Source organism: Pseudosulfitobacter pseudonitzschiae (assembly GCF_900129395.1).
Lineage (GTDB): Bacteria > Pseudomonadota > Alphaproteobacteria > Rhodobacterales > Rhodobacteraceae > Pseudosulfitobacter > Pseudosulfitobacter pseudonitzschiae.
Window position 1 is genome coordinate 312,765 of the sequence record NZ_FQVP01000001.1, and the last position, 24,510, is coordinate 337,274.

Genomic DNA, 24,510 nt, shown 5'->3' on the forward strand with positions numbered 1-24,510 from the left:
CATGCGAACCGAAAGTCGAACTGATGCTCCGCCGCTTGCACCCTGACCAACCCGAAAGCTTTGCCTTCACCCCCGCCAACCAGGCCTGGGCCGAGGCGCAGATCACCAAGTACCCCGAGGGCCGTCAGGCCAGCGCCATCATTCCGCTGCTGTGGCGCGCGCAAGAGCAAGAGGGCTGGCTGACCCGTCCGGCGATTGAACATGTGTCCGAAATGCTGGGCATGGCCTATATTCGCGGTCTCGAAGTGGCGTCCTTCTACTTCATGTTCCAGCTGCAACCGGTTGGTTCCGTGGCACATATTCAGGTCTGCGGCACCACGTCCTGCATGATCTGCGGCGCCGAGGACCTGATGGCGGTCTGCAAGAAGAAGATCGCGGCGAAACCGCACGAGCTGTCTGCGGATGGCAAGTTCTCGTGGGAAGAGGTCGAATGCCTGGGCTCTTGCGCCAACGCGCCCATGGCCCAGATCGGCAAGGATTATTACGAGGATCTGACATCCGAACGGATGGCCGAGATCATCGACGAGATGGCCGCAGGCCGCGTGCCTGTGCCGGGTCCGCAAAACGGGCGCTATGCGTCCGAGCCGCTGAGCGGTCTGACCTCGCTGACGGAATACGACAGCGGCAAGACGCAGTATAACGCCAGCGCCCAGCTTGCGACGGACATCGGTGACACCATCAAGCGCATCGACGGGACCGAAGTGCCGCTGACCGCGCCGTGGCAGGGCAAGGCGGCCAATGCCTCCGGCAAACCGCCCGCCAAGCCCAAGACACGCACGGCCCCCTCTGCGCCAGTGACCGAAACCAAGGCCGAAGTGGCACCTGCGCCCGCGTCCGAAGCACAGTCCAAGGCCAAACCGCCGCGCACCGAAACCGAACCCACTCCCGCGGCCCAGGCTGGTGCAGGCAAGAAGCCCCGCACGATGAAAGCGCCCCGCAAGGCCGGTGCCGACGATCTGAAGCTGATCAAGGGCGTCGGTCCCAAGCTGGAAGCGATGCTGAACGAAATGGGCTATTTCCATTACGACCAGATCGCCAAATGGGGGCCTGCAGAAGTGGAATGGGCCGATCAGAACCTTGTCGGGTTCAAGGGGCGCGTCAGCCGTGACAACTGGGTCGAGCAGGCGGGCAAGCTGGCCGCCGGTGAACAGACCGAATTTTCCAACCGTGCCAAAAAGGACGGTATCTATAAAGAATAAGAATTAATCAGGAGAGGGACCAAATGAACGAGAATACACAAATGCAGGATTGCACACGCAAGTGTTGGATGCTGTCGGCGATTGCGGGGGTGGTGATTGCCATCCTGATGATTGCCTTTACGGGCTGGACATTCTTCAGCTCGATCCTTGCGGGGATCGTGATTTTTGTTGTTGGCGGCTTTCTCCTGAAATCCATGCTGTGCGGTGCGCTGGCCGATCAGGCGCAGGACACTGCGGCACAGGCTCCAGCCCCGGCACAGGCCGCGGCTGCGCCCAAGCCTGCCGCTGACACCGCCCCCGTGGCGGATGCCGCCGCGCCAGAGGCTGAAAGCGCCGAACCGGCAGTGGTGGCTGCGGCAACCGCGCCCGCCGAAAAGGTGCTGGTGAAACCCAGCGCCCGCCTGGCAGGTCAGGAAGAGCTGGCCGCGCGCAAGGGCGACTGGAAATACGAAAAACCGGCAGAGGCGGCGCCGGCCAAGGCTGCGCCCGCCAAAAAGGCTCCGGCCAAGAAGGCCCCCGCAGCCAAAGCGCCGGCAGCCAAAGCAGCCGCAAACAAGGATGCCGACGCCGCCGCGACCACAAAGCGCGCGCCCGTGGCCGCCGATGGCAAGCCCGAGATGCTGGACGCCCCCCGCGAGGGCGGTGCCGACGATCTGAAACAGATCAAGGGTGTCGGCCCCAAGCTGGAAGCGCTGCTGAACGAAATGGGCATCTACCACTTTTCGCAGGTGGCGGGATGGCGCAAAAAAGAAGTGGAATGGGCCGACCAGAACCTTGTGGGGTTCAAAGGTCGGGTCAGCCGTGATGAATGGGTCAAACAGGCCAAGGTGCTGGCCAAGGGTGGCAGCACGGAGTTTTCAAACAAGGTCAAGAAAGGCGGCGTTTACTAAACGCCGACAGATTTGATGCAAGGCAAGGATAGCACAAACAAGACAGGGCAGCGTCTGGCGCTGTGGATTGTCGGCGTTGCGCTTTTCTGGCTTGGCACGACGATCGCAGGGGGCTACCTCGGCTGGACCAGCCGGACCCACGCCCTTTTTGACCTCGCAGCGCTTGCCGGTTTCGGCTGGGCGCTGTGGACGGGTTTCAACATCTGGCGTGCGCGCCGGCAAGACAAAGGCTGAACGGACATGTTGCAGGACAAGGACCGGATCTTTACCAACCTCTACGGTATGCACGACCGCACGCTGAAAGGCGCGCAGGCGCGTGGCCACTGGGACGGCACCGACGCTATCATCAAGAAGGGGCGTGACTGGATCATCTCCCAGATGAAGGACAGCGGGTTGCGCGGGCGCGGTGGTGCGGGGTTCCCGACCGGTCTGAAATGGTCGTTCATGCCCAAGGAAAGCGACGGTCGCCCCGCCTATCTGGTGGTGAACGCGGATGAATCCGAACCGGGCACCTGCAAGGACCGCGAGATCATGCGCCACGATCCGCACACGCTGATCGAGGGGTGCCTGATCGCGTCTTTCGCGATGAACGCCAATGCCTGCTACATCTACATTCGCGGCGAATACATCCGCGAGCGCGAGGCGCTGCAAGCGGCCATCGACGAATGCTATGACGCGGGTCTGGTGGGCAAGAACGCCGCGAAATCAGGCTGGGACTTTGACATCTACCTGCACCACGGTGCCGGCGCCTATATCTGCGGCGAGGAAACCGCGCTGCTGGAAAGCCTTGAAGGCAAGAAGGGCATGCCCCGGATGAAGCCGCCGTTCCCGGCGGGTGCGGGTCTGTACGGCTGCCCGACCACGGTGAACAACGTCGAATCCATTGCCGTTGTGCCGACGATCCTGCGCCGTGGGCCGGACTGGTTCTCGTCCTTTGGCCGCCCCAACAACGCGGGCACCAAGCTGTTTGCGATCAGCGGTCACGTGAACAACCCCTGTGTCGTCGAAGAGGCGATGTCGATCACGTTCGAAGAGCTGATCGAAAAGCATTGCGGCGGCATTCGCGGCGGTTGGGACAACCTCAAGGCTGTGATCCCCGGCGGGTCATCGGTGCCCTGTATCCGTGGCGAGCATATGCGCGATGCGATCATGGACTTTGACTATCTGCGCGAGCAGCGGTCGGGTCTGGGCACGGCGGCGGTGATCGTGATGGACAAGGACACCGACATCATCAAGGCGATCTGGCGTCTGGCGGCCTTTTACAAGCACGAAAGCTGTGGCCAGTGCACGCCGTGCCGTGAAGGCACCGGCTGGATGATGCGCGTGATGGACCGTCTGGTCAAAGGCGATGCCGAGGTCGAAGAGATCGACATGCTGCTGGACGTGACCAAGCAGGTCGAGGGCCACACGATCTGTGCGCTTGGCGATGCGGCGGCCTGGCCGATCCAGGGTCTGATCCGCAACTTCCGCGATGAGATTGAGGACCGTATCAAGCACAAACGCACAGGCCGCGTCAGTGCCGTGGCGGCGGAATAATCATGGACATGATCCTGTATTCCCACGCCATCGTATCGCTGGCCGGTTATGCCCTGTTGATGATGGTGCTGACGGCGCTGTCCGCATCGGGGCGCACCGATGCGATGCGCTGTGACTGCGGGCAGGTCAAACGCGACTATGCCAATGCGATGTACCGCAAGGGGCGCGCGCACGCCAACGCGGTGGAAAGCGCGGGACCGTTCATCGCGGCGCTGGTTGCGGCCATCATGATGGGGGCTGCACCGTTCTGGGTGAACCTGTTTGCCTCGGTGTTTCTGGTCGCGCGGATCGTGATGGCCTATGTGCACATCGGCACCACCAACCAGCCGATGCGCAGCCTGTTCTGGGCGATCAGCATGGTTTGCGTGCTGGCGCTGGCCGTCATGGCAATCTGGAGGGCTTTTTGATGCGTCTGATCTGTATCCTTGCGGTGGCATTGGCGGTGACCGGCTGTGCCAAGAGCGAAAAGGGCCTGGCCTTTGACGGACACTATTACCGCGCGACGGCCAAGAAGGCGGGCGACGACCGTTCGGTCTTTCAGGTCGAGGTCCGGCAGGTGTCGCAGAGCCTTGAGGGGGCGCGCGAGGCGGGCCGTCATGCGGCGACCAAGTACTGTGTCGATAATTTCGGCACGTCGAACATCGCCTGGACGCGCGGACCGGACCCCGAAAACGGTTCGTTGTCGGTGAGCAATGACAAGCTGTTGCTGCAAGGAAAATGCGAGTTTCTATGACCCGCGAGGCGACATATCGCCCTGTTTCCCCGGTGGCGCGGCCTTGTTATTGCATATCAGGGCGCAGGTTTCCCATCTGCCAGCGGGGGCCCGCGCGCGTGCGCGGCCCGTTTCGCAGCACAGGAGACTTGAACATGCGACTGACAACTTTGGTTCTGGGCGCCGCAATCGCCTTGTCGATGGCCACCACCACCGCCGCCGTGGCCAAGCCGCATCTGCGCGACACGCCGATTGACGACGGGCTGTTGGCCCTTGGGCTGGCCGACGAGATTCGCAACGCCTGTCCCTCTATTTCGGCGCGCATGATCCGTGCGCTGGGTTATCTGAACGGATTGAAAAGCCAGGCGCATGCCCTGGGCTATACGGACGCCGAAATTGACGCCTATCGGAAGTCCGATACGGAAAAGGCGCGCCTGAAAAAGCGCGGCAAGGCATATTTGGCGGCCAATGGGGTTGTCGTCGGACAGCCAGAGACGTATTGCGCGCTTGGGCGCAACGAAATCGAAAAATCGAGCCAGATCGGTTCGTTACTCAGGGTGAATTGACGCATGAGCGACCTTCGCAAGATCATCATCGACGGCCACGAAATCGAAGTAGACGGGGCCATGACCCTGATCCAGGCCTGTGAGCAGGCCGGGGTCGAGGTTCCGCGCTTTTGCTACCACGAGCGGCTGACGATCGCGGGCAACTGCCGGATGTGTCTGGTCGAGGTTGTCGGCGGCCCGCCCAAGCCTGCGGCGTCCTGTGCGATGCAGGTCCGCGACCTGCGTCCCGGTCCCGAAGGCCAGCCGCCGGTGGTGAAAACCAACAGCCCGATGGTCAAGAAGGCCCGCGAGGGCGTGATGGAATTCCTGTTGATCAACCACCCGCTGGATTGCCCGATCTGCGACCAGGGCGGCGAATGCGACCTGCAGGATCAGGCGATGGCCTACGGCGTTGATTTCAGCCGTTTCCGCGAACCCAAGCGCGCGACCGAAGATCTGGATCTGGGGCCGCTGGTCGAAACCCATATGACGCGCTGCATTTCCTGCACCCGTTGTGTGCGCTTCACCACCGAAGTGGCTGGTATCACCCAGATGGGCCAGACCGGGCGCGGCGAGGATGCCGAGATCACGTCCTATCTGGGCGAAACGCTTGATTCGAACCTGCAAGGCAACATCATCGACCTGTGCCCCGTGGGCGCGCTGGTGTCGAAACCCTATGCGTTCACCGCCCGTCCCTGGGAGCTGACCAAGACGGAAAGCATCGACGTGATGGACGCGCTTGGCTCGTCGATCCGCGTTGATACCAAGGGCCGCGAAGTGATGCGGTTCCTGCCGCTGAACCACGACGGGGTGAACGAAGAGTGGATTTCGGACAAGACCCGGTTCGTCTGGGACGGTCTGCGCCGCCAGCGTCTGGACACGCCTTACATCCGTGAAAACGGCAAGCTGCGCAAAGCCGACTGGGGCGAGGCGCTGCAACTGACCGCGTCCAAGATCAAAGGCGCGGACAAACTGGCCGGTCTGGTCGGTGATCTGGCCCCGGTCGAGGCGATCTTTGCGCTGAAGTCGTTGATCGAAGGGCAGGGCGGCGTTGTCGAATGCCGCACCGATGGGGCCAAGCTTGAGGCGGGCAACCGGTCGTCCTATGCGGGCACCGCACGGATCGAGGATATTGATACCGCAAAGTTCATCCAGCTGATCGGCACCAACCCCCGCACCGAAGCGCCCGTTCTGAACGCGCGTATCCGCAAGGCGTGGACCGCTGGCGCGAATGTGGGTCTGGTGGGCGAAGCTGTCGATCTGACCTATGATTATGCCCATGTCGGCACCGACCGTGCCGCGCTGGACAGCCTGCTGGGCAAGGATTATGGCGACGTGCTGGACGCCCCTTCGATCGTGATCGTGGGACAGGGTGCGCTGCAAGAGGCGGACGGTGCGGCCGTTCTGGCCGCCGCGATGAAGCTGGCCGAGGACACCAAGTCGAAGTTCATGGTCCTGCACACCGCCGCGTCCCGCGTGGGTGCGATGGACGTGGGCGCGGTCAACGACCGTGGCATGGACGCGGTGGCCGAGGCCGACGTGATCTATAACCTTGGCGCGGACGAGGTTGAAATCGCCGAAGGTGCATTCGTGATCTATCAGGGCAGCCATGGCGACCGGGGCGCGCACCGCGCCGACGTGATCCTGCCCGGTGCCGCCTATACCGAGGAAAGCGGCGTGTTCATCAACACCGAAGGCCGCCCGCAACTGGCCCAACGTGCCAGCTTTGCCCCCGGTATGGCCAAGGAAAACTGGGCCATCCTGCGCGCGCTGTCGGGCGAGCTGGAGGCGGTTCTGCCCTATGACAACCTGGCCGCCCTGCGCACGGCGCTGGTCGAGGCGGTGCCGCATATCGCCGATCTGGACGAGGTGCCGGAAAACGCATGGCAGCCCGTGGCCACGGGCAAACTGGGCACGGCGTCCTTCCGCAACGCGGTGTCCGATTTCTGGCTGACCAACCCGATTGCACGCTCCAGCCAGTTGATGGCCGAGTTGAGCGCCAACGCCAAGGCGCGCATCCAAGGGGCGATGGCCGCTGAATGATCCGCGTGGGCCTCATAGCCTTGGCGCCGCTGGCCGCCTGTTCCGAACCGGAGATCACCGCCGAGCGGCTGATTCCCGATTACCGGGGCGTTCAGACCTCGTTGCTGGACAACGATCTGGTGCAGTTCGACGTGGAAATGACCAATGCGCTCAGCACGAAGGACGTGTCTGATTATGCGCAATGCGCCGCTGCTGGCTATACGCTGATCCGGGGATACGGATTTGCGCGCCATGTGCGGACAAATGTAAACGAAGAGGGTGGCGTGTGGCAGGCAGATGCTGTTTACACCATCTCGCCATCCTTGCCGCGCGGATTGCGCACCATCGACGCCGAAGTCGAGGCTGCCAACTGTGCGGAAAAAGGGATACCGACGGTGTGAGGACCTATGGCTGACTTTTTCATGAACCATCCGTTGGGCATTGCCCTGTTGATCATCGGGCAGATTTTCCTGCTGGTGATCCCGCTTCTGGTCGCTTTGGCGTTCCTGATGTACGCCGACCGCAAGATCTGGGCCGCGGTCCAGATGCGCCGGGGGCCGAACGTCGTGGGCGTCTTTGGCCTGCTGCAAAGTTTCGCGGACTTTGGCAAATATATCGTCAAAGAGGTTGTCGTGCCTGCGGGCGCCGACAAGTCGGTGTTCTTCATGGCGCCGATGGTCAGCCTTGTTATGGCGCTGATCGCCTGGGCGGTGATCCCGTTCAACGACGGTTGGGTGTTGTCCAACATCAACGTCGCAATCCTGTACGTCTTTGCCGTCTCATCGCTGGAAGTGTACGGCGTGATCATGGGCGGCTGGGCGTCGAACTCGAAATATCCGTTCCTGGGGTCGCTGCGGTCCGCCGCGCAGATGATTTCGTACGAGGTCAGCATCGGTCTGATCATCATCGGTGTGATCATCTCGTCCGGTTCGATGAACTTTGGTGACATCGTCAGGTCGCAGGACGGCGACTGGGGCGTCTTCAACTGGTACTGGTTGCCGCACTTCCCGATGCTGTTCTTGTTCCTGATCTCGGCGCTGGCCGAAACCAACCGCCCGCCGTTCGATCTGCCCGAGGCGGAATCGGAACTGGTGGCCGGTTATCAGGTCGAATATTCGTCCACGCCCTTCTTGCTGTTCATGATCGGTGAACTGGTGGCCGTGGTGTTGATGTGCGCGCTGATTTCGCTGATGTTCTTCGGCGGCTGGCTGTCGCCGGTGCCGTTCCTGCCCGATGGCATCGTCTGGATGATCCTGAAAATGGGCTTTGTCTTTTTCATCTTCTCGATGGTCAAGGCAATCACCCCGCGCTACCGCTATGACCAGCTGATGCGTCTGGGCTGGAAAGTGTTCCTGCCGTTCAGCCTGGTTTGGGTGGTCTTCGTGGCATTCGCTGCAAAATTTGAATGGTTCTGGGGCGTTTACGCGCGCTGGACCGTAGGGGGCTAAGCATGACTCAGATCGACTATACCCGCGCGGCCAAATATTTCCTGTTGCAGGATTTCTGGGGCGGCATGAAGCTGGGGATGAAATATTTCTTCCGGCCCAAGGCGACGCTGAACTATCCCCACGAGAAGGGGCCGCTTTCCCCGCGTTTCCGGGGTGAACACGCCCTGCGCCGCTATCCTAATGGCGAAGAGCGCTGCATCGCGTGCAAACTGTGCGAGGCGATCTGCCCCGCGCAGGCGATCACCATCGACGCGGAACCCCGCGAGGACGGCAGCCGCCGCACCACGCGCTATGACATCGACATGACCAAGTGCATCTATTGCGGTTTCTGTCAGGAAGCCTGCCCGGTGGATGCGATTGTCGAGGGGCCGAACTTTGAGTTCTCGACCGAGACCCGCGAAGAGCTGTTCTATGACAAGACCAAGCTGCTGGAAAACGGTGACCGCTGGGAAGCCGAGATTGCCCGCAACCTGGAACTGGACGCGCCGTACCGATGAGTGATTCCACCAACCCCTTTGCCGCGATGATGGCCCAGATGCAGGAAATGGCGAAAGCCTTTCCGGCGATGGAAGCGTTCGACATCCGCAAGTTCGAAGGCATGTTTCCAACCATGCCCAAGGACGTGATGGAAGCGATGTTCGGCAACGCCTTTAACGAGGGCGGTCTGGACGCGCGCACGCGGTTGCTGTTGACGCTGGCCGGGTTGGTGATGCAGGGCGCACAGAATGAAATCGCGGTGCGCCAGACGGTGCGCCACGCGGTCGAGGCAGGCGCCACCGACCAGCATATCAGCGAAACGATAGCGATGATGTCGATGTTTGCAGGCATCCCCGCAACGACCAAGGCCATGGACCTGGCGCAGGCCGTATTGAAAGAGGACAAAGAGACATGAGCGTTTTTGCCTTTTACCTGTTTGCGATCTCGGTGATCGCCGGTGGGCTGTTCACGGTCATCAGCCGCAACCCCGTGCATTCGGTGCTGTGGCTGATCCTGTCGTTCCTGTCGGCTGCGGGCCTGTTCGTGCTGTTGGGCGCGGAATTCGTCGCCATGCTGCTGGTCATTGTCTATGTCGGCGCGGTCGCGGTTCTGTTCCTGTTCGTGGTGATGATGCTGGACATCGACTTTGCCGAGCTCAAGGCCGAGATGGCGCGCTATATGCCGCTGGCCTTGCTGATCGGGCTGGTGATCCTGATGCAATTCGTCATGGCCTTTGGCGCATGGGAAGCCAACGCCGCCGCCGAAGGGCTGCGCGCACAGGCGATCCCGGTCGACCGGCACAACACCGAAGCGCTGGGGCTGATCCTCTATGACCAGTATTTCCTGCTGTTCCAGCTTGCGGGTCTGATCCTGCTGGTGGCGATGATCGGGGCCATCGTGCTGACGCTGCGCCACCGCAAGGACGTGAAACGCCAGGACGTGGTTGCACAGATGATGCGCGATCCGGCCAAGGCGATGGAACTGAAAGACGTGAAATCGGGGCAGGGGCTGTAATGAACTTTGCGCTGACCGCCGATGGGGATCTTGCCGCGATGGCAACGATCTGCACCGGATCTGAAATACAACAAAAAGCCGAGGGACGAGAATGATCGGACTTGAACATTACCTGACAGTTGCAGCCACGCTGTTTGTCATCGGCATCTTCGGGCTTTTCCTGAACCGCAAGAACGTGATCATCCTGCTGATGAGCATCGAACTGATGCTGCTGGCGGTGAACATCAACCTTGTGGCCTTCTCCAGTTTCCTGGGCGATCTCGTGGGGCAGGTGTTCACCCTGTTCGTGCTGACGGTCGCCGCCGCCGAGGCCGCGATCGGCCTTGCGATCCTTGTGTGTTTCTTCCGCAACCGTGGCACAATCGCGGTTGAAGACGTCAACGTGATGAAGGGCTGAATTCATGGAACTGACTATCCTGTTTGCCCCTCTGGTCGGCGCGATCCTGTGCGGCTTTGGCTGGCGCGCCTTTGGCGAAACGGCGGCGATGTGCATTGCCACGGGGCTGTTGTTCCTGTCGGCGCTGCTGTCGTGGGTCGTGTTCCTGTCGTTTGACGGCACCACCGAGACCATCCAGATCCTGCGCTGGATCGAAAGCGGCTCGCTCAGCACCGATTGGGCGATCCGTCTGGACCGTCTGACCGCGATCATGCTGATCGTCATCACCACGGTGTCCAGCCTGGTGCATCTGTATTCGTTCGGCTACATGGATCACGATCCGCAGTGGAAAGACGACGAAAGCTATAAGCCCCGCTTTTTCGCCTATCTGTCGTTCTTTACCTTCGCCATGCTGATGCTGGTGACCTCGGACAACCTGGTCCAGATGTTCTTTGGCTGGGAAGGCGTGGGCGTCGCGTCCTATCTGCTGATCGGCTTTTACTATCGCAAGCCGTCGGCCAACGCGGCTGCGATCAAGGCGTTCGTGGTCAACCGCGTGGGCGACTTTGGCTTTTCGCTGGGCATCTTTGCGCTGTTCTTCCTGACCGACAGCATCCGGTTTGACGACATCTTTGCCGCAGCACCCGGTCTGGCCGAGACGCAGCTTTCGTTCCTGTGGGGCGAATGGAATGCAGCCAACCTGATTGCGATCCTGTTGTTCATCGGCGCGATGGGCAAATCGGCCCAACTGCTTTTGCACACCTGGCTGCCCGACGCGATGGAAGGTCCGACTCCTGTGTCGGCGCTGATCCACGCGGCGACCATGGTGACCGCCGGTGTGTTCCTGATCTGCCGCATGTCGCCGATCATGGAGTTCGCCCCCGAGGCGACCATGTTCATCACCTTTATCGGTGCGACGACGGCCTTCTTTGCCGCGACCGTGGGTCTGGTTCAGACCGACATCAAACGTGTGATTGCCTATTCGACCTGTTCGCAGTTGGGCTATATGTTCGTGGCCGCAGGCGTCGGCATGTATTCGGCGGCGATGTTCCACCTGCTGACGCACGCGTTCTTCAAGGCGATGCTGTTCCTGGGCGCCGGTTCGGTCATTCACGCCATGCACCACGAGCAGGACATGACCAACTATGGCGGTCTGCGTAAGAAAATCCCATATACCTTTGCGGCGATGATGATCGGTACGCTGGCCATCACCGGTGTCGGCATTCCTCTGACGCACATCGGTTTCGCGGGCTTCCTGTCCAAGGATGCAATCATCGAAAGCGCCTATGGCGGCGGGTCGATGTACGGCTTCTGGATGCTGGTGATTGCGGCGGCCTTTACCAGCTTTTACAGCTGGCGGTTGATCTTCCTGACGTTCTACGGCGAGCCGCGCGGTGACAAGCACACCCACGACCACGCGCACGAAAGCCCGATGGTCATGTTGATCCCGCTGGGCGTTCTGTCGCTGGGCGCGATCTTTGCCGGGATGATCTGGTACAACAGCTTCTTTGGTCACGCCGACCAGGTGGGCAAGTTCTATGGCATTCCGGTGGCGGAAGCTGGGGCCGATGGCGCGGCCCATGTCGAGGGCGCCGCAGAAAGCCATGGCGAAGCTGCGGCCACCGAAGAGCACGCGACAGCCGAAGGCGGTCATGGTGCCGCTGGCGAACACCATCTGGCTTTCGCAGGCAAGCCGGGTGAGGGCGCGCTGTACATGGGTCCGGACAACCACGTCCTGGAAGACGCCCACGCCACGCCCGTCTGGGTCAAGGTATCGCCGTTCATCGCGATGCTGGCAGGTTTCCTGATGGCGCTGTGGTTCTACATCTGGAACCCGACACTGCCTGCACGTCTGGCCGAAAACCAGCGTCCTATCTATCTGTTCCTCAAGAACAAATGGTACTTTGACGAGCTCTATGACGTCGTCTTTGTGCGCCCTGCCAAATGGATCGGCCGCCAGCTTTGGAAAAAGGGCGACGGCAACGTGATCGACGGCACGCTGAACGGGGTGGCCCTGGGCATCGTGCCCTTCCTGACCCGTCTCGCCGGGCGTGCGCAGTCTGGTTATATCTTTACCTATGCCTTCGCGATGGTCATCGGGATTGCCGTACTTATCACCTGGATGACCCTCGGAGGAGCAAACTGATGGACAACCTGCTTTCCTTCACCACCTTTATCCCGGCTGTTGCGGCCCTGATCCTGGCGGTCTTCCTGCGCGGCAGCGACGCCGCATCGCAGCGCAATGCCAAGTGGGTGGCGATGTTCGCAACCACGGCCACCTTCCTTGTGTCGCTGTTCATCCTGTTCGAATTCGACCCCAGCAACACCGGGTTCCAGTTCGTCGAACAGGGCGAATGGCTGTTGGGTCTGCAATACAAGATGGGCGTTGACGGGATCAGCGTTCTGTTCGTGATGCTGACCACCTTCATGATGCCGCTGGTGATCGCGGCCAGCTGGAACGTGGACACACGGGTCAAGGAATACATGATCGCCTTCCTGCTGCTGGAAACGCTGATGCTGGGCGTGTTCATGGCGCTGGACCTGGTGCTGTTCTACCTGTTCTTCGAGGCCGGCCTGATCCCGATGTTCCTGATCATCGGCATTTGGGGCGGGGCGGACCGCATTTATGCGAGCTTCAAGTTCTTCCTCTACACCTTCCTTGGCTCGGTACTGATGCTGGTGGCGATGGTTGCCATGTTCTCGGACGCGGGCACCACCGATATCGTGCAACTTCTGGGCCATGAATTCGACAGCGGCACCTTCAGCATCCTGGGTGTCCAGATCGTTGGCGGCATGCAGACGCTGATGTTCCTGGCCTTCTTTGCCAGCTTTGCGGTGAAGATGCCGATGTGGCCCGTGCACACCTGGTTGCCCGACGCGCACGTCCAGGCGCCGACGGCGGGGTCCGTGGTTCTGGCGGCGATCCTGCTGAAAATGGGCGGCTATGGCTTCTTGCGGTTCAGCCTGCCGATGTTCCCCGTGGGGGCAGAGGTTCTGACGCCGCTGGTGCTGTGGATGTCGGCGATTGCGATTGTCTATACGTCGCTGGTGGCGCTGGTGCAGGAAGACATGAAAAAGCTGATCGCCTATTCGTCGGTTGCGCACATGGGCTTTGTCACCATGGGGATCTTTGCCGCCAACCAACAGGGCGTGGACGGTGCGATTTTCCAGATGGTCAGCCACGGGTTCATCTCCGGCGCCTTGTTCCTGTGCGTGGGCGTGATCTATGACCGTATGCACACCCGCGAGATCGACGCCTATGGCGGTCTGGTCAACCGGATGCCTGCCTATGCGATGATCTTCATGTTCTTCACCATGGCCAACGTCGGCCTGCCGGGCACATCGGGCTTTGTCGGGGAATTCCTGACGCTGATGGGCACGTTCCAGGTGAACACATGGGTGGCCGCCGTGGCCACCACGGGCGTGATCTTCTCGGCGGCCTATGCGCTGTGGCTGTACCGCCGCGTGGTCATGGGCGACCTGATCAAGGAAAGCCTGAAATCCATCACCGACATGACCCGCCGCGAAAAGCTGATCTTTGCGCCGCTGGTGGCCATGACGCTGCTCTTGGGCATCTATCCTGCACTTGTGCTGGACATCATCGGGCCATCGGTTACTGCACTGGTCAACAACTACGACACGGCCACGGCCGCGGCAGCCGCCGCGACCCCCATGGTCGGAAACTGATAAAGGAACGGGACCCATGTCCGCTGATCTGACGCTTATTCTTCCCGAGATCGTTCTGGCCGTTTTTGCGATGCTGGGCCTTTTGGGTGCGGTCTATACCGGCAAGGACGCGCTGGCCTCTGCACTGGTCTGGGCCACCTCGGCGTTGTTTGTGCTGGTTGCTCTTTGGGTCGGTCTGGCCGCACCCGAGACGCACACCGGGTTCGGTGGCATGTTCATCGACGACGGGTTCTCGCGCTTTGCCAAGGTGACGCTGCTGCTGTCCGCCGCTGCCGTCCTGGCGATGTCCGAAGGATACATGTCCGCGCGCGGCCTGTTGCGTTTCGAGTATCCCATCCTGATCACGCTGGCCGTGGTCGGCATGATGGTGATGGTCAGCGCGGGCGACCTGATGTCGCTGTACATGGGCCTCGAACTGCAATCGCTGGCGCTTTACGTGGTGGCCTCGCTGCGCCGCGACTCGGTCAAGTCGACCGAGGCGGGCCTGAAATACTTTGTGCTGGGCGCGCTCAGCTCGGGTCTGCTGCTGTACGGCGCATCGCTGATCTACGGCTATGCGGGCACCACGCTGTTTTCGGGCATCATCCAGACCGCGCAGACAGGCGACGTGTCGCTGGGTCTGTTGTTTGGCCTGATCTTCGTGATCTCGGGTCTGGCGTTCAAAGTCTCCGCCGTGCCGTTCCACATGTGGACGCCGGACGTCTACGAAGGCGCGCCGACACCGGTCACCGCCTTTTTCGCAACCGCGCCCAAGGTCGCCGCGATGGGCCTGTTCGCCCGCGTGATGCATGACGCCTTTGGCAATGCGGTGGGGGATTGGCAACAGGTGGTGGCGCTGATTTCGCTGCTGTCGATGTTCCTGGGCGCGATTGCCGCCATCGGTCAGACCAACATCAAACGCCTGATGGCCTATTCCTCGATTGCCCACATGGGCTATGCGCTGATGGGTCTGGCGTCTGGCACGATCTTTGGCGTGCAGGCGATGCTGGTCTATCTGGCGATCTACGTCACGATGAACGTGGGCACCTTTGCCTTTATCCTGATGATGGAACGGGACGGACAGCCGGTGGTCGATGTGGCCTCGCTGAACATGTATGCCAAGCGCGAGCCGGGCAAGGCGCTGGCGATGCTGGTGCTGTTGTTCTCGCTGGCTGGTGTGCCGCCGATGCTGGGCTTTTTCGGCAAGCTTTACGTGCTGCGCGCGGCCTATGAGGGCGGATTGGCCTGGCTGGCGATTGCCGGTGTGGTCGCATCCGTCATCGGTGCCTTCTATTACCTGCGCATCGTGTTCTACATGTACTTTGGCGACGAGAACGCCGAAGGGCTGGATGGCGGCAAGTCGCCCGTGTTGTGGGGCTTTCTGATGGCCTCTGCCGTGGTGATGGTGCTGGGCATCGTCAACATGTTCGGGGTCGAGGGGGCGGCGGCTGCGGCGGCTGCGTCTCTTGTCAACTGATCCGGTGATGCTGGTGGCTGCTGAGGGCGCCTCCGGCGGGGACTGTCCCGAACCAGAGAAGACATGACCGGCTGGCCTGACGGATACGGACGCCGCGTGCTGCAAAGCGTCGATTCGACGCTGTCCGAGGCGGCACGCATGGCCGCCGATGCGTCGGGGCCGGTCTGGATCATGGCCGAACAACAGACAGCCGCGCGGGGCCGGCGCGGGCGGCCCTGGTCCATGCCTGCGGGCAACTTCGCCGCGACGCTGCTGTTGCCGGTGTCCGAGGCGCCGGGGCAGGCGGCCTTGCGGTCCTTCGTGGCATCGCTGGCCTTGTACGAGGCACTGGTGGCGGCAACGGGCCGCGCCGACATATTTGCACTGAAATGGCCCAACGACGTGCTTTTGCGCGGGGGCAAGCTGGCGGGCATCCTGCTGGAAAGCGCAGGCCAGGGTGCGCAACTGCGGCACCTGGCGATCGGCATCGGCGTGAACCTGGCCGCGGCCCCCGGCGCGGATGAGGTCGAGGCGGGGGCCGTGCGCCCCGTGTCGCTCAAGGGCGAACTGGGCACCGTGATCGCGCCCGAGGCATTTCTGGACCTGCTGGCCGAGGCCTATGCCCGGTTCGAGACCCAATTCACCACATACGGCTTTGCGCCGATCCGCAGCGCCTGGTTGAGCCACGCCGCCCGCTTGGGCGAAGTGATCACCGCGCGCACGACCCGCGACGAGACCACGGGCACCTTTGCCGATGTGGACAGCGCGGGAAACCTGATACTGGAGACATCCAAAGGCCCCGTGCCGATCACGGCGGCCGAGGTCTATTTCTAAGGGGGAGCGCATATGCTTCTGGCCATCGACTGCGGCAACACGAACACGGTTTTTTCGATCTGGGACGGTGAAAGCTTTATCGGCACCTGGCGCACCTCGACCGACTGGCAGCGCACGGCGGACCAATATTATGTCTGGCTGTCGACGCTGATGAAATTCCAGAAGATCGACGTTGAAATCACCGACATGATCATCAGCTCGACCGTGCCGCGCGTGGTGTTCAACCTGCGTGTGCTGGCCGACCGTTATTTCCACACACGTCCCATCGTGGTGGGCAAGCCCGACTGCCTGTTGCCCGTGGATGTGCGCGTGGACACGGGCACTGCCGTGGGGCCGGACCGGCTGGTCAATACCGTGGCCGGACATGATCTTTACGGTGGCAACCTGATCGTGGTGGATTTCGGCACCGCCACCACCTTTGACGTGGTCAGCGAGGATGGCGCCTATATCGGCGGGGTGATTGCGCCCGGTGTGAACCTCAGCCTTGAGGCGCTGCACCACGCCGCCGCCGCCTTGCCCCATGTGGACATTGCCAAACCGCAGTCGGTGATCGGCACCAACACTGTTGCCTGTATGCAATCCGGCGTCTTTTGGGGTTACGTCGGACTGGTGAAAGAGATATGTGCCCGGATCAAGGGCGAACGGGCGCGCGAGATGAAAATTATCTCGACCGGCGGACTGGCACCATTGTTCCAGCAGACTGAAGACCTGTTTGACGAATTTCATGATGATTTGACGATGCACGGGCTGACCGTGATCCATCGATACAACAAGGAAAATAACTGACTTATGAGCAGTGAAAGATTGATCTACCTGCCCCTCGGTGGGGCGGGCGAAATTGGCATGAATTGCTATGTCTACGGTTACGGAAAACCTGAAAAGGAACGTCTGATCGTTGTGGACATCGGCGTGGCCTTTCCCGACATGGACAGCACGCCGGGGGTGGACCTGATCCTGCCCGACATCAGCTGGCTGGAAGAGCGGCGCGACCGCATCGAGGCGGTGTTTGTCACCCATGCCCACGAGGACCACATCGGCGCGATTGCCCACACCTATGGCCGTCTGGAAGCGCCGATTTTCGCGCGTGCCTTCACGGCCAACCATGCCAAGCGCAAGATGGCCGAGAACGGCCACCCGGCCGACGCCGTCACCGTCGTCGAGGCCTGGCCCGACCAGGTCGCGGCTGGCCCGTTCAAGGTGGGCTTTCTGCCGATCTCGCATTCGATCCCCGAAAGCTCGGGTCTGGTCATCGACAGCCCCAAGGGCCGCGTGATCCACTCGGGCGATTTCAAGCTGGACCGCACACCGCTGGTGGGCGAGGCGTGGGACCCCGAGCTGTGGGCCGACGTGTCCAAGGGCGGGGTCAAGGCGCTGGTCTGTGACAGCACCAACGTGTTTTCCCCCCATGCGGGCCGGTCGGAAGTGACCGTTGGCCCCGAGATCGAAAAGATGATGAATGCGGCCACGGGCATGGTCGTCGCCACCACCTTCGCCTCGAACGTGGCACGGGTGAAAACGCTGGCCGAGGCGGGGGACCGGGCAGGGCGGTCGGTCGTGCTGTTGGGGCGCGCGATGAAACGCATGATCGAGGCGTCGATTGAATCCGGCGTCCTGACCGAATTCCCGCAGGTCGTCGCCCCCGAGGATGCCCGCAGCATCCCGCGCGAGAACCTGTTGCTGCTGGTCACCGGCAGCCAGGGCGAGCGCCGTGCCGCCAGTGCGCAGCTGGCCCGTGGTAAATACATGGGGCTTGAGATGAAAAAGGGCGATACATTCCTGTTTTCGTCCAAGACGATCCCCGGCAACGAACGCGGCGTGATCCAGATCATGAACGCGTTTTCGGAAATGGGCGTGGATATTGTGGACGACAACAGCGGCCATTACCACGTCAGCGGCCACGCCAACCGTCCCGATCTGGAAGAGATGCACGCAGTGGTCAAACCGCAGATCCTGATCCCCATGCACGGCGAACACCGCCATTTGCGTGAACACACAAAGATCGCGGATGCCAAGGGGATGCAGGGCATTCTGGCCGTCAACGGCATGATGATCGACCTCAGTGGCAATGAACCCAAGGTCGCCGAATATGTCGAAACCGGCCGCACCTATCTGGACGGGTCGGTGCAGATCGGCGCGCTGGACGGGGTCGTGCGCGACCGTATCCGCATGGCGCTGAACGGTCATGTGGTCGTGACGCTGATCATCGACGAACAGGACGAGCCGCTGGGCGATCCGTGGTGCGAAACCATGGGCATCGCGGAAACCGGCAGCAGCAACGCGCCGCTGGTGGAAATCATGGAAGCGGACCTGAGCCAATTCCTGGGCCGTGCAGACCCCAAAACCCTGCGCGACGATGAAGCGTTGGAGCAGGCGCTGCGCCGGACCGTGCGCAAGACCGCGCAGGACGAGATCGGCAAGAAACCCGAAGTGACGGTGATCATCAGCCGTCTGACCTGAGCGGAACCAAACCGCTTCTCAGCGCGTTGAAAATATAACGGGGGCGCACGCTTTGCGCCCCTTTTTCACGCGCAAAGGAGTTTCCAATGATTAAGAAAAGCGGTTCCGCAAAGTGGTCGGGCGATCTGAAGACCGGCAAAGGCTATGTTTCGACTGAAACCGGCGTGCTGAAAGACCAGCCTTATGGCTTTAACACCCGTTTCGAGGACGGCAAGGGCACCAACCCCGAAGAGCTGATCGGTGCGGCCCACGCCAGCTGTTTCTCGATGGCGCTGAGCATGATCCTGGGCGAAAAGGGTTTGCAGGCGGACAGCATCGAAACCAAGGCCACCGTATCGCTTGAGAAAAAGGATGCAGGCTTTGAAGTGACCAAGGTGCATCTGGACCTGACCGCCAGCGTCCCCGGTGCCGACAAGGTGTCCTTCGACGAATGCGCGAAGACGGCCAAGGAAAACTGCCCGATCTCCAAGCTGTTGAACGCCGAGATCACCATGGACGCCAAACTGGTCTGAACCCGTTTTGACGCCATCGGTGTCATAGATACAAAAAATGCGCGTCGGGCTGTGTCCTGACGCGCATTTTTGGTTTCAGGGCAGGGGCTTAGCCCCGCCGCTTAGCTGTCGTAGCGTTCGGCAAAGCTTTTCTCGATAAAGGTGGGCGTGTGATCGCCCAGACCTGTCACGCGACCTCCACGGTCGTCGCGATTGCTGCGCGACCGGCTGGACGAACTGCGCTTGCTGTCCGGGGTGTCGTTCCGGTTGTCGGACCGATTGTCCGCGCGCGTGTCCTTCTGCGGCTCGGCGCGGGTTTCGGCCGGGGCCGCGTCGCGCTTTGGCGTTTCGGCCTGCTTGGGCGCGGCTTCGGGCTTGGTCTGAGCCGGGGCGTCGGCCTTGGGTGCGTCGTCCGTCTTGCGGCTGCGCGAGCGCGACCGTGAGCGGCTGGAGGTCGGTTTCTTCTCGGTGGTGTCCTCGGGCGCATCGCCCTGCGCCTCGGCACCGATGTGGCCCAACGGATTCTCGATGCGCGGGATTTCACGCTGGATCAGCCGTTCGATGTCTTCAAAGTTCTTTTCGTCGCGGGGCACGCAGATCATCACGGCCTTGCCGTCCCGTCCGGCGCGGCCCGTGCGGCCAATGCGGTGCACATAGTCCTCGGCGTGGCTGGGCACGTCGAAGTTGAACACGTGGCTGACGCTGGGCACGTCCAGACCGCGCGCGGCCACGTCCGAGGCCACGAGAAAGCGCAGGGTGCCGGCACGGAAGCCGTCCAGGGTGCGCGTGCGCTGGCTTTGGTCCAGGTCGCCATGGATCGGGGCCGCGTCATAGCCGTATTTGTTCAGCGACTTGGCAACGATGTCCACGTCCGTCTTGCGGTTGCAGAAGATGATCGCGTTGGTGCATTTGTCACCTTCGGCGTCGATCAACATGCGCAGAACCTTGCGTTTTTCCGATGCCTCACGATCCTTGCGCGAGCCTTTGAACATGACAACGCCCTGTTCGATGGTCTCTGAGGCGCTGGCCTGGCGGGCCACTTCAATGCGGGCGGGGTTGCTGAGGAATGTGTTGGTGATGCGCTCGATCTCGGGCGCCATGGTGGCCGAGAAGAACAAGGTCTGACGGGTGAACGGTGTCAGGCCAAAGATGCGTTCGATATCGGGGATAAAGCCCATGTCCAGCATCCGGTCGGCTTCGTCCACGACCATGACCTTGACGTCCGACAAGATCAGCTTGCCACGCTCGAAATGGTCCAGCAGACGGCCAGGCGTGGCGATCAGAACGTCCACGCCCTTGTCGATCAGCGTGTCCTGTTCCTTGAACGACACGCCACCGATCAGCAGCGCCTTGGTCAGTTTCAGGTGTTTGGTATAGGTGTCGAAGTTTTCGGCAACCTGTGCAGCCAGCTCGCGCGTGGGGCACAGCACAAGGCTGCGCGGCATCCGCGCGCGGGCGCGTCCACGGGCCAGCAGGGTGATCATCGGCAGAACAAAGCCTGCGGTCTTGCCTGTGCCGGTCTGGGCAATGCCCAAAACGTCGCGGCCGTCCAGGGCGGGGGGAATCGCGCCGGCCTGAATGGGGGTCGGCGTTTCGTATCCTGCTTCCTCGATGGCTTTCAGCACTTTGGGATTCAGGTTCAGATCTGAGAATTTTGTCATGTATGTCCGAAGTTTGCGGACACTGACTTGGCCCGCGGCAGCTTTGAAATGTCGGCCCGCATGGCCCAAAGGCAGCCCAAAGGCCGCGACATTGATTGCCCATACCAAAGCGCGGGGCCGGGGTCAAATCATGTCGTGAAATCAGGGAAGTGGCGGGTCATTATTTCGTCGAGATTCAACGCATGCGTGCGCAAAAGGCCCTGAGCCTCCAGCCGCGCGCGCAAATCCGCGCTGTCTTCGGCCACTTCGCGGTAAAAGGCGCGCAAGCCCGCTTCGCCACTGTCGGCCTCGATGAACCGGAACAGCTCGTGCAGGCTCAAGCCCCCCGCCTCGCGCGGCATGGCGGGGGCCAGTTCGGCGCGATACGATCCCTTTTCCAGCCGGTAGCGGTAGCTGGACAGCCAGTCTTCCCAGGTCTTTGCATGGCAATGGGCCAGGTCGACCTGGTCCAGCTCAACCTCGGCGGGGTTCATGACCTTGCCCTGAAAGACGTTGTGAATACGCACGTCCAGCCCCTCCAGACCCGTGCGCGCGAACAGTTTGCCCGCCACATGGGACAGGAACCCGCCTTTGATGTGGGGACCATAGTTCGGGTACAGGCGATTGACGATCTGCGCGCGGTCCGGCCCGTTGGGCACGAAGGCTTTGAAGTGGCGGCCTTCGCCTGCAAGTTGTTCCATCGGGCGCACGCGGGCGGTCTGCACCGTGGCGGGCAGGGCGGCCAGTGCATCGGCGACCGGAGCGTCAGAGACAAGAAATTCGTCGGCGTCCATATGGATCAGCCAATCGACCTCGGTCCGGCGGGCATAGGCGTGGGTGGCATTGCGGCTTTGCCGGACCTGATGTTTCTCGGGCCGTTTGCCGCCCAGCTTTTGCCAGTGCTGCGCATCACAGCGGGTGACGCGGATTTTCGGGTGCGCTTTCAGCGGGGCAAAGGCATCGCTGTCGGGATCGTCCAGGTAGATATACAGCCGGTGCGCGCCGGACTCGATGTGATAGGCGACAAAGCGCAGGATCTCGCGCGCAGGTGCGAGGATGGTGGAGGATAGGCCCCAGGTGGTCATTTGACAGGCTCCTGCGATCCGAAAATCCGGGCGACCTTTTCATCCAGGTCCAGACGCGCCGTGACCAGCATGTCATGTTTGCGCAGCAAGCCCAGCCGTTCGGGTGTGGCGGCGCACATCTCGTCGTAGAAACGGCGCAGGCCGCTGTCGCCTTCCTCTTCAATCAACACCTGAAGAACGTCGTTTAATATCATGTTTCCGTTTGTTTTCTTTCGGTACGACCCGTGAGTCATGCGAAAGTCGAAATGGCGTTGAAAGGTGTCCCAATCGGGCGCATGGGCGTGGCCCACGTGCACCGTTTCCAGCATCGCACCGTTGGACACTTTGAACCCTGCCTGCATCATCGCGTGAATGCCCAGCCGGATGCGGCGAAAACCGGTGCGCACGATGTTCTTGCCACCAGTATAGCTGATGAACCCCTCGGGCACATAGGCGCCAAAGGTGGGGTAGATGTCGATCAGGTCGGCGGTCTTGGCCTTGACCGCCTTGCGGGTGCGTTTGAAATAGGCGGGGCCGGTCCAGGGATCGCCCGAGGCCATCAGCTCCACCGGCTGCATCCGGGCAAAGGCCATATCAGCGGGCACAGCGGCAAGGTGCTGTGCAAGCGGTTGATCCGTCAGGATATATTCATCCACGTCGATATGCGCCAACCACTCCAGATCCGACGCCTTGTAGGCCTGCGAGGCATTGGACGCCTGCCGCAGCTGGTGGCTTTCGCGGGCCTTGTCCGGCTTGTCGGCCCAAAAGGCATCGTCGCATTGGTGAAAGCGCACCCGTGGGTGGGCCAGTTGTCGCGCAATCTCTGCGTCGGGCACATCCAGAAAGATGTCCATCTGCGCCGCACCCGCCTCCAGATGGTAGGCGATAAAGCGGGCGATCTGCTGAACGGGGGCCTTGATCGTCGACACCGTGCCCCAGCGCAGCGCGTCGGGATCGGTCACGATGTCCTTGGCGATCAGCGTCGTCTTGGCGCGCTCGGGCGCCTTGTCCGGCTTGCCCCAACGCATCGCGTCTACACCATCATTTCTTTGGTCGCGGTCAGGCGAATGTCGGGATAGTCGCGCACCACGCGGTCGATGTCCCATTGCAGCCGGGTCAGATAGACGACGTCGCCGTCGTGGTCATATCCGATGTGCTGTTTGTTGGATTCCACAAATTTATCAACGGCCTGTCGCGCACCGTTCACCCAGCGGGCGGACGTGAACTGCGATGGCTCGAACCGCACCGGCAGGCTGTATTCCAGCTCGATCCGGCTGGCCAGCACCTCGAATTGCAACTGCCCGACCACGCCCACAACAAAGCCCGAGCCGATGGCCGGCTTGAACACTTTGGCCGCACCTTCCTCGGCGAATTGCATCAGTGCCTTTTCCAGGTGCTTGGCCTTCATCGGGTCGCCCGCGCGCACGCCTTGCAGCAGTTCGGGGGCAAAGGACGGGATGCCGGTCACCCGGATCGCCTCGCCCTCGGTCAGTGTGTCGCCGATGCGCAGCTGGCCGTGGTTGGGGATGCCGATGATGTCACCGGCCCACGCCTCTTCGGCCAGCTCGCGGTCGGACGCCAGGAACAGCACAGGGTTCGAGATTGCCATCGGCTTCTTGGTGCGCACATGGGTCAGCTTCATGCCGCGGTGAAAGTGCCCCGACGCCAGCCGGACAAAGGCCACGCGGTCGCGGTGCTTGGGGTCCATGTTGGCCTGAACCTTGAAAACAAAGCCGGAAACGGATTTCTCCTCGGGCAGGATCTGGCGCGGTTCGGCCGATTGGATCTGCGGCTCGGGGCCATAGGTGGCGATGCCGTCCATCAGTTCCTTGACCCCGAACGAATTGATCGCAGAGCCGAACCAGATGGGGGTCAGCGACCCCTCCAGCATGGCGGCGTGGTCCATGGGGGGCAGCAGCTCGCGGGCCATCTCGACCTCTTCGCGCAGCTTTTCCAGCAGGTGCGCGGGCACGTGATCGGCCAGCTTGGGGTCGTCCAGCCCGTCGATCTGGATGCTTTCGGCCACACGGTTCCGGTCGGCGCGGTCCATCAGTTCCAGCCGGTCGCGCAGCATGTCATAGCAGCCGACAAAATCGCGGCCCACACCGATGGGCCAGCTTGCCGGGGTCACGTCGATGGCCAGGTTTTCCTGAATTTCGTCAATAATATCAAACGTATCGCGGCTTTCCCGGTCCATCTTGTTACAGAAGGTCAGGATCGGCAGATCGCGCATCCGGCACACTTCGAACAGCTTTTGCGTCTGGCTTTCCACGCCCTTCGCTCCGTCGATCACCATCACGGCAGCATCCACCGCCGTCAGCGTGCGATAGGTGTCTTCGGAGAAATCCGAGTGGCCGGGCGTGTCGACCAGGTTGAACCGGAAGTTTTTGAAATCAAACGACATGGCCGAGGCGGACACGGAAATTCCGCGGTCTTTTTCCATCGCCATAAAGTCCGACCGCGTGCGCCGCGCCTCGCCCTTGGCACGGACCTGTCCGGCCATCTGGATCGCCCCGCCGAACAGCAGGAATTTTTCCGTCAATGTCGTTTTACCGGCATCCGGGTGCGAGATGATCGCAAAGGTGCGACGACGCGCAATCTCGGGCGGCAGATCGGGGCGGTTGGGGGCAATATCCAGCATGTTGCGGCGTATATTCTGCGGGTGCGTCCGGCGCAAGGATGC

25 protein-coding genes are annotated in these 24,510 nt (G+C 61.7%); 21 read left to right on the forward strand and 4 right to left on the reverse strand.

Features of this window, described 5'->3' with window-relative positions:
* Positions 1-23 precede the first annotated feature (23 nt).
* The 21 genes from BUC08_RS01495 (at position 24) to BUC08_RS01595 (ending at position 19,144) form a co-directional block, all read left to right on the forward strand.
* Positions 24-1,199 carry an NADH-quinone oxidoreductase subunit E gene (locus tag BUC08_RS01495; protein ID WP_037921277.1) on the forward strand — a complete coding sequence of 392 codons (1,176 nt, stop codon included), beginning with the start codon at positions 24-26 and terminating at the stop codon, positions 1,197-1,199.
* Positions 1,200-1,222: 23 nt separating this feature from the next.
* Complete coding sequence (locus tag BUC08_RS01500) at positions 1,223-2,089, forward strand: hypothetical protein (RefSeq protein ID WP_037921275.1); 867 nt, start codon at positions 1,223-1,225, stop codon at positions 2,087-2,089.
* Between the two features lie 15 nt (positions 2,090-2,104).
* Complete coding sequence (locus BUC08_RS01505) at positions 2,105-2,323, forward strand: DUF5337 domain-containing protein (protein ID WP_037921273.1); 219 nt, start codon at positions 2,105-2,107, stop codon at positions 2,321-2,323.
* Positions 2,324-2,329: 6 nt separating this feature from the next.
* A complete protein-coding gene (gene nuoF, locus BUC08_RS01510; RefSeq protein ID WP_037921268.1) occupies positions 2,330-3,625 on the forward strand; it encodes an NADH-quinone oxidoreductase subunit NuoF in 1,296 nt (431 codons plus the stop codon).
* Between the two features lie 2 nt (positions 3,626-3,627).
* Complete coding sequence (locus BUC08_RS01515; protein WP_037921266.1) at positions 3,628-4,032, forward strand: MAPEG family protein; 405 nt, start codon at positions 3,628-3,630, stop codon at positions 4,030-4,032.
* Complete coding sequence (locus BUC08_RS01520; RefSeq protein ID WP_037921264.1) at positions 4,032-4,358, forward strand: hypothetical protein; 327 nt, start codon at positions 4,032-4,034, stop codon at positions 4,356-4,358. The genes BUC08_RS01515 and BUC08_RS01520 overlap by 1 nt, the downstream gene beginning before the upstream one ends.
* 134 nt (positions 4,359-4,492) lie before the next feature.
* Entirely contained in the window at positions 4,493-4,903 is a 411-nt protein-coding gene (locus tag BUC08_RS01525) for a DUF5333 domain-containing protein (protein ID WP_037921262.1), read from the forward strand.
* 3 nt (positions 4,904-4,906) lie between these two features.
* Complete coding sequence (nuoG, locus tag BUC08_RS01530) at positions 4,907-6,925, forward strand: NADH-quinone oxidoreductase subunit NuoG (RefSeq protein ID WP_037921261.1); 2,019 nt, start codon at positions 4,907-4,909, stop codon at positions 6,923-6,925.
* A complete protein-coding gene (locus BUC08_RS01535; RefSeq protein ID WP_037921259.1) occupies positions 6,922-7,305 on the forward strand; it encodes a hypothetical protein in 384 nt (127 codons plus the stop codon). The genes nuoG and BUC08_RS01535 overlap by 4 nt, the downstream gene beginning before the upstream one ends.
* A 6-nt stretch (positions 7,306-7,311) precedes the next feature.
* Positions 7,312-8,352 (forward strand): NADH-quinone oxidoreductase subunit NuoH, encoded by a 1,041-nt coding sequence (nuoH, locus tag BUC08_RS01540; RefSeq protein ID WP_028956121.1) that lies wholly within the window; start codon positions 7,312-7,314, stop codon positions 8,350-8,352.
* Between the two features lie 2 nt (positions 8,353-8,354).
* The gene (nuoI, locus tag BUC08_RS01545; protein ID WP_028956122.1) at positions 8,355-8,849 is read left to right on the forward strand and encodes an NADH-quinone oxidoreductase subunit NuoI; all 495 of its coding nucleotides are present in this window, start codon (positions 8,355-8,357) and stop codon (positions 8,847-8,849) included.
* Complete coding sequence (locus tag BUC08_RS01550; RefSeq protein ID WP_037921257.1) at positions 8,846-9,244, forward strand: carboxymuconolactone decarboxylase family protein; 399 nt, start codon at positions 8,846-8,848, stop codon at positions 9,242-9,244. Before nuoI ends, BUC08_RS01550 begins: the two co-directional genes overlap by 4 nt.
* On the forward strand, positions 9,241-9,843 hold the full coding sequence (locus tag BUC08_RS01555) for an NADH-quinone oxidoreductase subunit J (RefSeq protein ID WP_037921255.1): 603 nt from the start codon (positions 9,241-9,243) through the stop codon (positions 9,841-9,843). The genes BUC08_RS01550 and BUC08_RS01555 overlap by 4 nt, the downstream gene beginning before the upstream one ends.
* 91 nt (positions 9,844-9,934) lie before the next feature.
* A complete protein-coding gene (nuoK, locus tag BUC08_RS01560; protein ID WP_008553673.1) occupies positions 9,935-10,240 on the forward strand; it encodes an NADH-quinone oxidoreductase subunit NuoK in 306 nt (101 codons plus the stop codon).
* A 4-nt stretch (positions 10,241-10,244) separates the two neighbouring features.
* Positions 10,245-12,365: an NADH-quinone oxidoreductase subunit L gene (gene nuoL / locus BUC08_RS01565; RefSeq protein WP_037921252.1), complete on the forward strand. Its 2,121-nt coding sequence runs from the start codon at positions 10,245-10,247 to the stop codon at positions 12,363-12,365.
* The gene (locus tag BUC08_RS01570) at positions 12,365-13,906 is read left to right on the forward strand and encodes an NADH-quinone oxidoreductase subunit M (RefSeq protein WP_037921250.1); all 1,542 of its coding nucleotides are present in this window, start codon (positions 12,365-12,367) and stop codon (positions 13,904-13,906) included. The genes nuoL and BUC08_RS01570 overlap by 1 nt, the downstream gene beginning before the upstream one ends.
* Positions 13,907-13,922: 16 nt before the next feature.
* Complete coding sequence (nuoN, locus tag BUC08_RS01575; protein WP_037921248.1) at positions 13,923-15,362, forward strand: NADH-quinone oxidoreductase subunit NuoN; 1,440 nt, start codon at positions 13,923-13,925, stop codon at positions 15,360-15,362.
* A 63-nt stretch (positions 15,363-15,425) separates the two neighbouring features.
* Positions 15,426-16,175 (forward strand): biotin--[acetyl-CoA-carboxylase] ligase, encoded by a 750-nt coding sequence (locus BUC08_RS01580; protein WP_037921245.1) that lies wholly within the window; start codon positions 15,426-15,428, stop codon positions 16,173-16,175.
* Between the two features lie 12 nt (positions 16,176-16,187).
* A complete protein-coding gene (locus BUC08_RS01585) occupies positions 16,188-16,961 on the forward strand; it encodes a type III pantothenate kinase (RefSeq protein WP_028956130.1) in 774 nt (257 codons plus the stop codon).
* A gap of 3 nt (positions 16,962-16,964) precedes the next feature.
* Positions 16,965-18,632: a ribonuclease J gene (locus BUC08_RS01590; RefSeq protein WP_037921244.1), complete on the forward strand. Its 1,668-nt coding sequence runs from the start codon at positions 16,965-16,967 to the stop codon at positions 18,630-18,632.
* Positions 18,633-18,718: 86 nt separating this feature from the next.
* Positions 18,719-19,144: an OsmC family protein gene (locus tag BUC08_RS01595; protein ID WP_037915050.1), complete on the forward strand. Its 426-nt coding sequence runs from the start codon at positions 18,719-18,721 to the stop codon at positions 19,142-19,144.
* Positions 19,145-19,245: 101 nt separating this feature from the next.
* On the opposite strand, the gene BUC08_RS01600 is transcribed toward BUC08_RS01595, so the two are convergent.
* The 4 genes from BUC08_RS01600 to BUC08_RS01615 all read right to left on the reverse strand — a co-directional run bounded on the left by BUC08_RS01600 (position 19,246) and on the right by BUC08_RS01615 (position 24,468).
* Positions 19,246-20,784: a DEAD/DEAH box helicase gene (locus BUC08_RS01600; RefSeq protein ID WP_037922133.1), complete on the reverse strand. Its 1,539-nt coding sequence runs from the start codon at positions 20,782-20,784 to the stop codon at positions 19,246-19,248.
* 128 nt (positions 20,785-20,912) lie between these two features.
* Positions 20,913-21,848 carry a glycosyltransferase family 2 protein gene (locus BUC08_RS01605; protein WP_037921242.1) on the reverse strand — a complete coding sequence of 312 codons (936 nt, stop codon included), beginning with the start codon at positions 21,846-21,848 and terminating at the stop codon, positions 20,913-20,915.
* On the reverse strand, positions 21,845-22,855 hold the full coding sequence (locus BUC08_RS01610; RefSeq protein ID WP_051693869.1) for a glycosyltransferase family 2 protein: 1,011 nt from the start codon (positions 22,853-22,855) through the stop codon (positions 21,845-21,847). The genes BUC08_RS01605 and BUC08_RS01610 overlap by 4 nt, the downstream gene beginning before the upstream one ends.
* Positions 22,856-22,860: 5 nt before the next feature.
* Positions 22,861-24,468, reverse strand: a complete 1,608-nt coding sequence (locus BUC08_RS01615; RefSeq protein WP_037921240.1) for a peptide chain release factor 3 — start codon at positions 24,466-24,468, stop codon at positions 22,861-22,863.
* Between the last annotated feature and the right edge of the window lie 42 nt (positions 24,469-24,510).